Source organism: Nonomuraea basaltis (assembly GCF_005893125.1).
Classification (GTDB): Bacteria; Actinomycetota; Actinomycetes; order Streptosporangiales; family Streptosporangiaceae; genus Nonomuraea; species Nonomuraea basaltis.
Window position 1 is genome coordinate 1 of the sequence record NZ_VCJS01000350.1, and the last position, 9086, is coordinate 9086.

Below are 9086 nucleotides of genomic sequence, written 5' to 3' on the forward strand. Positions count from 1 at the left end.
GGGGACGGGCAGGGTGGCGGGGCCGGACGGTTTGGCCTGCGGGGCGTCGGACCTGGGCGGCGCGGGCGCGGAGCAGGCGGACGCGGCCAGGACGGCCAGTCCCGCGGCGAGGATCAGGAGTCTTCTCATGGCGAGGTCCCTTCACGTGTGCAGCAAGGTCAGGGCCTTGGCCAGGGCGGGGTCGCGTCCGGCGGCCGCGTCTTCGGGGGTCAGGGGCACGTAGTGGTCGGGCGGCACGCCGATCCGGTCGATCACCTCGCGGTCGGGGCCGAGGTGGTGCCTGGTGGGGAAGCTCAGAAGGGTGTTGTTGCTCAGCAGGTACGGCTGCGTCGGGCCGGAGATCACGCCGGCGGTTCTGGTGCCGACCAGCGGGCCGATGCGCAGGTCCTTGACCGCGGAGCTGAAGTGTTCGCAGGCCGAGGCGCAGCTGCGGTCGGTGAGCACCACCAGCGGCAGGTGAAGTAGCTCGACGGTGTCGTCGGTCGGCGTGGCCTGGCATGTGCCGTCGACGGTGCACTGGTAGGCGGTGTTCTTGCCGTGGGCGAACGCGCTCAGCAGCCGGGTCGCCTCCGTGGGGCTGCCGCCGCCGTTGCCGCGCAGGTCCAGCGCGACGCCGGACAGCGTCCGGCCGGTGCGCAGCCTGGTGATCGCCCGCAGGACCCGGTTCGCGGAGTCGGGGGCGAATCCGGTCATCCGTACGTAGGCGATGTCGTCGTCCAGCAGCTTCGACCGCACCACCTGCAGGCCGGCCAGATCCCTCTGGAAGAGGCCGGGCTTGAGCGTCACGCTCCAGCGACGGCCGGTGCTCTGCCGCAGCAGCCGCAGCCGCACCGGCCGCGCCTCCGGGTACTTGGGGTAGAGGGCGGCGATGGCGGGGGTGGCCCGGCGGTCGATGAAGGGCGCCGAGCCGTTGATCGATTCGATGATGTCGCCGGGGCGCAGCTCGGCGGCCCGCGCCGCGCCGCCGAGCACGGCGGCGACGAACAGCGGGGCGACGGCGGCGCCGGGGTTGGTGTCCACCTGCGGGCCGTTGACGCTCGCCTCGAGGCCCAGGCCGTAGCCGTCGCCGTCGTAGTAGTCGGGCGCCCGCTTGTCCAGGTGCGTCCAGTCGGCGTGGTTGTCGCCGAGGGCGGCCACGAGTGCCTCGAGGGTGATGGCGGCCAGCTTGTCGCGCAGGTCGGGGACCTGATCGGTGATCTTCCTGTAGGTGGTCTCGAAGGCCGCCCAGTCGGCTTTGCGGTCGCCGGTCAGCGCGGGCATGGTCGCCTCGGGCACGTCGCGTCCGTTGCGGTTGAGCTCCTGGGTCAGGGCGACGAATCCGGCGGTCAGCAGCGAGCGGGCGTCCAGGGTGGCGCCGCTGTAGTAGTTGCCGAGGATGCAGAAGTACGCATGCTCGATGACGTCGATCGTGGTGGCCGTCTCCGCCTCGGGGACTCCCGCGGGTGGCGCGCAGACCGTACCGGCTGGTGTGCCTGCCTGGGCGCGCGGCGGCGTCGGCGCGGTGCAGGCCGCCGCCAGCAGGAGCGCGAGCCCGGCGGCCGCGGTTCCGACGACGGTCATGACAGGCGTCTCCGGAGCCACCAGAAGGACGACCACGCGAGGCCGAGGGTGAGCAGGGTGTAGATCCCGGTCTCGATCCACTGGAAGGGCCAGAAGCGCTCAAGGGGCTGGTAGGTCGCCTGCTGCCGGTAGCCGAGCCGGTTGATCTCGGCCGTGCACCCGCCCGCAGGTAGTCCCTGCGTTGAGCAGGGTCCCGACGTCGTGGAGACCGGGACGGCCCGCACGATCGTCGACGACGGTCCCGAGCTTCCATCTCCGCTGGAGATCGTACGTCCGGACGGATCGATCAGCTTGCTGGACAGGACCCAGGCGCCCGCGTGGCCGGGAACGGCCGACGTCCTCAGGAAGATTTGCAGGGATCCGCCTCTCGGCGCGCCGAGGCCGTCCATGTTCTCCCGGCCGAGCTCGAAGGTCCCGGTGACCGGGGGCATCAGGTGGGGGCGGACGAGCAGCGGCATGGTGAGCTGGACCGCGGCGAAGACGGCCAGCGTGAGGGCCATGGCGGGCAGCGTGCGGCGCACCAGCATGCCCACGGTCACGCCCAGGACGAAGGCGAAGGCCGCATACCCCATCGGGGCGATGCCGCGCGCGCCGAACACCACGGGAGCCATCTGCGCCATTTCCGGAACGGCCGACTTGTCCAGTGGGTCGGACCACCAGGTCACCGCGAGGCCGCACACGCAGGCGGCGGCCACGGCCGCCAGGCCGGTGAGCCCGAGCTTGACCGCCAGCCAGCGGCCGCGGGTGATGCTCTGGTTCCACACCAGCAGATGCGTGCCCGCCTCCAGCTCCCGAGTGATCAACGGCGCTCCCCAGAAGAGCCCGACCAGCGCCGGCAGGATCAGCACGACGAGGGTGAGGGCCAGGAAGGGGATGTCGTACTCGCCGAAGAACCGGTCGAAGAAGTCGAGGCAGGTGTTGTCCGGGGTGCAGTCGGCGATCCCGGCAGCGTAGTCGGAGGCCAGATTCGGGCCGGTCAGGGCCAGGGCGGCGGCGAGAACCACGAGTGCGGCGGCCACCATCGTGGCCGAGCCGCGGAACTGGCGCCAGGTCAGCCAGATCATCGCTGCACCTCCAGGACGGCTCGCCGGTCCTCGGCGGTGTGCTTTTCCATGTAGGCCAGGACGAGGTCCTCCAGGCTGAGCTGGGTGACCGTCCAGGCGGGGTCGTGGATCGGGGCGTCGGTACGGATCACGTACGTGCTCTGTCGCTCGGTGTGGCTGGCGGAGATGACGTGCTGGCCGGCGGGAACCCGGTCGGGATCGCGGCGCGGGCCGGTGAGCCGGTGATGGGTGGCCAGTAACCGGTCGACCTCCCCGGCCATCTGAACGCGGGAGTCGGCGAGCACGATCACGTAGTCGCAGACCCGTTCCAGGTCGGAGACCAGGTGAGAGGAGAGCACCACGCTCAGCTTGTGCGCGACGGTGGCCTCCGTCAGCCCCTGCAGGAACTCGCGGCGGGCCAGCGGGTCGAGCGAGGCGACCGGCTCGTCCAAGATCAGCAGCTCGGGCCGCTTGGCCAGGCCCAGGGTGAGGGCCAGCTGGGCGCGCTGCCCGCCGGACAGCTTGCCCGCCCGCTGGGCGGGGACGAGACCGAGCCGCGCGATACGCTCCCGCGCCATGGTGACGTCCCAGCGAGGGTTGAGCCGGGCTCCCAGCCGCAGGTGCTCGGCGACGCTCAGTCCCGCGTAGACGGGGGTGTCCTGAGCGACGAACCCGACCTTGGCCAGCTGCGCGGGCGTGTCCCCGGGCCGGCCGCCGAGCACGGTGATGCCGCCCGCCGTCGGCTCCAGCTGGCCGCTGGCCAGCTTCAGCAGCGTGGTCTTGCCGGCTCCGTTGGGGCCCACCAACCCCACGACGTGGCCCGCCGGGATGTCGATGGTGCACTCGCGCAGCGCCCAGCGCTTGCCGTACTTCCCGCCTAAACCCTGAGCTTCTAGGACAGAGGTCACGCTATGTCCTCCTGAGAGGTGGTCCGAAAGGTGGTCATGAACAGCGCCTCGATGCTTTCGTCGAGGCCCAGGCCGCAACCGCGGCTCCAGAGCGGCGTGATGGCTGGAATGAAACTAGGCACTGCCCTTGCCGGGGCGCGTCGGCCGTCATACCGAGATCGCGTACCTCCAAAGAACGAGGGGCCGCCAGGTCATCCTTGCGATGTACTCCCGACGACCGTGAGCCTCGTCACCACGGCCGATGCGGGAGGGACGGGAAGGCGTGACAATGTGCCGGTGGAGACCGGTGAACGACCGCCGTGGTGGCGGCATGTGCTGGACCTGGACAGTCGGCTGGATGAGGACTACCCGGACCGGCGCGGCGTCCGGGACACGCCGGGGCTGAGTGGCGACGGACCCCCAAGGCTGTCTCGCAGAGCACTCGCCGCCGACGTGGTGGTCGCGCTCGTCCTGACGGTCATCGCGGTGGCCGTATCGGCGAGTTATCCGGTGAGCGGCCCTATCGCGAATCAGCCCGAAGTGATCGAGTACTTGCGGCTCCCACCTGCCGCCCCGCCCCGACCTCCGGTTCCTGATCCCCGGCCGGTTCCTGATTCCCTGACCGGCTACCCGCCACCTCCTGACGTCCTGTCCGACGGCCCATCCCCACCCTCTGGCAACCCGTCCGGCAACGCGCCTGCCCAGTCTCTGCCCTACGATCCGCCCCCGTTCCTTGTGGCGCTGACGGCGTTACCGCTGGCGGCGCGGCGCCGATACCCGCTCATCACCTTCTGGGTGGTGCTGGCCGCGGCGCTGGCCACCTACGCGGGTGCGACCTGGATCACCGTACTGACCTGCGCTGTCGCCGCGTACGGTGCCGCCGCCTACAGCCGTAACCGGTTCCTGGCAATGGGTGGCCTCGTGCTCGCGGCCGGGCTCGCCGGTGGCGCCTTCCGGGAGGTCGCGCCTGGGCTGCCGAATTGGATGGGGCCGTTCGTCGTCCTGCTGAGCGTCGGAGTCCTCGGGAACTTCGTCCGTTTCTGGCGGCGACAGCTGGGAGCCAGCCGGCACCGGCTCGCCGAGCTGCAGCAGGCGCAGGCAAACGCCATGCGCAGGGCTGTCGCGGAGGAGCGCTCCCGGATCGCCGCCGAGCTCCACGATGTGGTGACCCACAATGTCAGTGTGATGGTGATCCAGGCCGGCGCGGCCCGCAAAGTGATGGACATGGAGCCGGAACAGTCGAAGCAGGCTCTGCTCGCGATCGAGTCCGGCGGCCGGGCCGCCATGGCCGAACTGCGCAACGTCATGGGCCTGCTCGCCGGCCCGGGCGGCGAGCGTCTCGACGGGCCTTCCGACGGGCTCGAACCGCAACCCGGGCTCGACCAGCTCGACGCCCTGGTGGAACGGGTCCGCGCCGCCGGCGTGCCGGTGAGGGTCGAGGTGTCGCCGCCCGGGCCGCTGCCTCCCGGGATCGACCTCGCCGTCTACCGCGTCGTGCAGGAGGCCCTCACCAACACGATCAAGCACGCGGCCGGGGCCGCCGCGTCCGTGACGATCGGTCATGACGGCGACTGGCTGGAGATCGAGGTGAGCGACACCGGCGGGGCACGGAGCGCCGGGCGCCAGACCGGCGGCAGGGGGCTGATCGGGTTGCGCGAGCGGCTCGCGGTCTACGACGGGACCCTGGACGCCGGACGCATGGCCGGGGGCGGATTCCGGATCAGGGCCCGTGTCCCGTGGAGGACGACATGACCGAGCGGTTGCGCGCCGTCATCGCCGACGACCAGGCACTGGTCCGCACGGGGTTCCGCATGATCCTCGCCGCCGACGGCATCGACGTGGCGGCCGAGGCCGCCAACGGGGACGAAGCCGTCGCCGCGGTCCGCCGTACCAGGCCCGACGTCGTGCTCATGGACATCCGGATGCCGCAGATGGACGGCCTCGAAGCCACCCGGCGGATCCTCGCGGGTGGTGCCGAGGACACCCGCGTGCTGATCCTGACCACCTACGACCTCGACCACTACGTGTACGCCGCGCTCGCCGCGGGGGCGAGCGGGTTCCTGCTCAAGGACGTCTCACCCGAGCACCTGGTGGCCGCGGTACGTCTGGTGCGCTCCGGCGACGCCCTGCTCGCGCCCACCATCACCCGCCGCCTGGTCGAGCGTTTCGCCCGCCGCGACAACGTGCGGCCCACCCTCCACCGTGATCTGTCCGAGCTGACGCCCCGGGAACTGGACGTGCTGCGCCTGCTCGCCACCGGCCTGAGCAACGGCGAACTCGCCGACCAGCTGACCCTCAGCGTGGCCACGGTGAAGACCCACGTCGCGCGCATCCTGTCCAAACTGGGCCTGCGCGACCGTGTCCAAGCCGTGGTGGTCGCCTACGAGACCGGCCTGATCTCTCCCGGCGGCACCGGCTGACCTGAATCCCCGTGGACGACAACTCCCGACGCACCGGGAGACGTTCCGGAGCGATCCGCGTCCCCAGAACCCATGTGACGGCCCGGAACTCCTGCGTGCCGGTCGCCGAGCTCGGGGTTGTCGTACACCAAACGACACCCAACTGGAGCAACCCTCTGAGCTCGTACAATCGGACCACGTCTGGGGAAATGGAGTTTCATGGTCGCGCCTGGTCGACGACGAGTGACGATCGCCGATGTGGCGAGCCACGCTCAGGTCTCCGTCACAGCGGTGTCCAAGGTGATACGCAACGCCTATGGTGTCAGCCCGGCCATGAAGGACAAGGTCAAGACGGCCATCCAGGAACTCGGCTATCGGCCCCAGGCCGTCGCCCGGGGGATGCGGGGGCGCACTTTCACGATCGGCCTGATGCTGCCGCACATCAGAAACCCGTTCTTCGCCGATATTCTCGACGGCCTCACCGAGCAGCTCGACAACACCGACTACCAGGCGTTCATGATTCAGGGAGGCGCCACCCGCAAAGTCGAGAGGAGAGCGGTCGACGCCCTCATGGACCGCCAGGTGGACGGCATCATCATGGTCGCCCCGCTCGCCTCCAAGGCGCGGCTGGAGGAAGTGGCGAAGGAGAAGCCCACCGTGGTGCTCGCGCGGCACGAGCGGTCGTCGTATTACGACTCGGTTTACGACGACGACGAAGCGGGGGCCGAGCTCGTCGTGAAGCATCTCCTCGCGCTGGGGCACCGCCGGATCGCGCACATCACACACCAGGACGACAGCCAGGCGCGGCCGGCCGACCTGCTGCACAACATCCGGTCCGCCACTTACGAACGTGTCATGCGTGAGCATGGGTTCGCCGACGAGATCGCCATCGCGACCAGCTTCTACCACGAGAAGGGCGGCTATGAGGGGGCCCGTGAGTTGCTGAGCCGTTCCCCTCGCCCGACGGCGATCTTCGCGGGAGCCGACCAGGCGGCGCTCGGTGCGCTCGCCGCGGTCCACGAGGCCGGCCTTTCGGTCCCGGCGGACGTCTCGGTCGCCGGCTACGACAACACCCACCTGGCCGCTCTGCCCAACATCACCCTGACGAGCGTCGATCAGGACGGCGGCGTCATGGGCCGAGCCGCGGGCAAGCTCCTGCTGGAACGCGTCGAAGGTCGCACGTCGGCGGTGCGCTTCACCGTCACCCCGAGCCTGGTCGTCCGCGGCTCCACAGCCGCGCCCGGTGGTTCTGGCGGATGATCCGACTTCGCCGGTGACGTGATGGCCCCGATCCGCTCGGCTTGGCCGGATCTTCGCGTGCGGGCGGGCGGGATGATCTGCTCGGCGTCTTGCTGTGCGTCGTCATCGCGCTGGTCGTCAAGCTCGCCTACGACCAGCTCGCGTAGTGGCCACGAGCGAACCTCATCAGGGCAGCGCCTACCGAGATCCGGTCCGCCTCGGGGCAGCCAGGATCAGACCGTCGACCGTGACCGGGACCAGCCGGGCCGCCACGCCGGATTCGCCCGGCAACCGCACGGGCCCGTTTGGAGTCGTGATCACGTGGCCGGGAAAGGGTCGGCAACAGTTGTTCTTTGAGTGTGCGTAAGTGTGCACGAAATGACAGGAGCTGATGCCGGAGTGTGCGCCGTGAACCTCACGGTTGGTAGAGACCGCAGGGTGCGCGGGCAAGCGTGACGCCACGGCCGCATGGGCCATAAGGGCTTGCGTATCGCTCAAATGTTCTGCCCAACGGTGGCAAATTTCGGTAGTCTATTCGTCACCTTCGGTAATGACGTGGGGGGTCATGCAGGCGTACCGGTGTGCTCGCGATCGCCATCCAGCGATCTCTTCGCCTGCCTGCCGCTCGGCCAAGGGCTGTGCCCGCACGACGCTGGAGGCCACGGCGCATGGCTGAGCAGCTGCGGCCGATCGAGGCGCCGTTCATCGCGGCCGCTCCCTCCGGGGTGGCGGTCCGCGATCGTCTCAAAGGGCTGACCGCCCAGGACGAGACGGTGCTCCGGCTCATGGCTTCGCATCTCGGCTCGCTGGCCTCGAAGGATCTTGCGGTGCGCTGCCGGGACGGGCTGGCGCACGACGGCGATCGGTGGGCGGAGCGTAAACGCGAGCTGACCGGGTTGTCGTCGGCGCGGTGGGCCGGGGCGATCACCAAGGCGTCGCATGACCAGTGGGCGCTGGCCCGCCGCTGCCAGCTGGCCCACATCCAGAACCTCGAGGCCGCGATCGCGACGATCACGCGCCGCCTTGCCGTGCCGGTGGGCCAGAAGGCCACCAAGGACGCTCCGGCGGGGTATCGCTCGCGCAAGGAGTGGTTCGCCAAGTCTCGCCGCCTGCACGTGCTGACCGATCGGCTGGCCGCCGTGCGGGCGGACTGGCAGGCCGGGCGGGTGCACATCGTGCGGGGCGGCAAACGGCTGGCCGGCAACCGGCACCACCTCGAGGCCGCGCGACTCGACGAGGCCGGATGGCGGGCGCGGTGGGAGGCCGCGCGCTGGTTCCTGCAGGCCGACGGGGAGTCCGGCAAGAGGTACGGCAACGAGACGATCCGCGTCACCCCCGACGGGGAGGTCTGGCTCAAGCTGCCCGCCCCGCTGGCCGATTTGGCCAACGCCCCGCACGGCCGGTACGTGCTGTCGGCCCGCGTCCGGTTCGCCCACCGGCGCGGCGAGTGGGCCGACCGGGTGCAGACGAACCGGGCGGTGGCCTATCGCATCCACCTGGATGTGGATCGGGGCCGCTGGTACCTGACGGCGTCCTGGCAGCTCCCCACTCCCACCATTCCGTTGCCGGCGGCCCTGGCCCGAGGGGTGATCGGGATGGACACCAACGCCGACCATCTGGCCGCCTGGCAGCTGGACGTGCACGGCAACCCGATCGGCCGGCCGCGCCGCTTCGGCTACGACCTGTCGGGCACCGCCGAGCACCGCGACGCCCAAGTGCGCCACGCCCTGACACAACTGCTGGCCTGGGCGAAGGTGCGCGGGGTGGCCGCGATCGCGATCGAAGACCTGGACTTCGCCGCGGAGAAGACCCGGGAGAAGCACGGCCGACGCAGGCGGTTCCGGCAGCTGATCTCCGGCATGCCCACCGCCAAGCTGCGTGCCCGGCTGGTCTCGATGGCCGGCGCGGCCGGGATCGCGATCGTCGCGGTGGATCCGGCGTACACCAGCAGGTGGGGT

Annotated in this window: 7 protein-coding genes; 4 read left to right on the forward strand and 3 right to left on the reverse strand. The window is 70.5% G+C overall.

Going from position 1 to position 9086, the window contains the following annotated elements; genetic code table 11:
- Nucleotides 1-141 precede the first annotated feature (141 nt).
- From EJK15_RS64680 to EJK15_RS64690, 3 genes are read right to left on the reverse strand one after another with little or no spacing between them, the layout of a single operon-like run.
- Nucleotides 142-1560 carry a S41 family peptidase gene (locus EJK15_RS64680; protein ID WP_138720159.1) on the reverse strand — a complete coding sequence of 473 codons (1419 nt, stop codon included), beginning with the start codon at nucleotides 1558-1560 and terminating at the stop codon, nucleotides 142-144.
- On the reverse strand, nucleotides 1557-2624 hold the full coding sequence (locus EJK15_RS64685) for an ABC transporter permease (protein WP_138720160.1): 1068 nt from the start codon (nucleotides 2622-2624) through the stop codon (nucleotides 1557-1559). The genes EJK15_RS64680 and EJK15_RS64685 overlap by 4 nt, the downstream gene beginning before the upstream one ends.
- On the reverse strand, nucleotides 2621-3511 hold the full coding sequence (locus tag EJK15_RS64690) for an ABC transporter ATP-binding protein (protein ID WP_138720161.1): 891 nt from the start codon (nucleotides 3509-3511) through the stop codon (nucleotides 2621-2623). The genes EJK15_RS64685 and EJK15_RS64690 overlap by 4 nt, the downstream gene beginning before the upstream one ends.
- A 276-nt stretch (nucleotides 3512-3787) precedes the next feature.
- On the opposite strand from EJK15_RS64690, the gene EJK15_RS64695 reads away from it, so the two are divergent.
- The 4 genes from EJK15_RS64695 to EJK15_RS64710 all read left to right on the forward strand — a co-directional run.
- On the forward strand, nucleotides 3788-5242 hold the full coding sequence (locus EJK15_RS64695; protein WP_240778033.1) for a sensor histidine kinase: 1455 nt from the start codon (nucleotides 3788-3790) through the stop codon (nucleotides 5240-5242).
- Nucleotides 5239-5910 (forward strand): response regulator, encoded by a 672-nt coding sequence (locus EJK15_RS64700; RefSeq protein ID WP_138720162.1) that lies wholly within the window; start codon nucleotides 5239-5241, stop codon nucleotides 5908-5910. Before EJK15_RS64695 ends, EJK15_RS64700 begins: the two co-directional genes overlap by 4 nt.
- A gap of 198 nt (nucleotides 5911-6108) precedes the next feature.
- On the forward strand, nucleotides 6109-7149 hold the full coding sequence (locus EJK15_RS64705) for a LacI family DNA-binding transcriptional regulator (protein ID WP_138720163.1): 1041 nt from the start codon (nucleotides 6109-6111) through the stop codon (nucleotides 7147-7149).
- 647 nt (nucleotides 7150-7796) lie between these two features.
- Nucleotides 7797-9086, forward strand: a 1290-nt coding sequence (locus EJK15_RS64710; protein WP_138720164.1) for an IS200/IS605 family element transposase accessory protein TnpB, incomplete at its 3' end; no start/stop codon positions are given.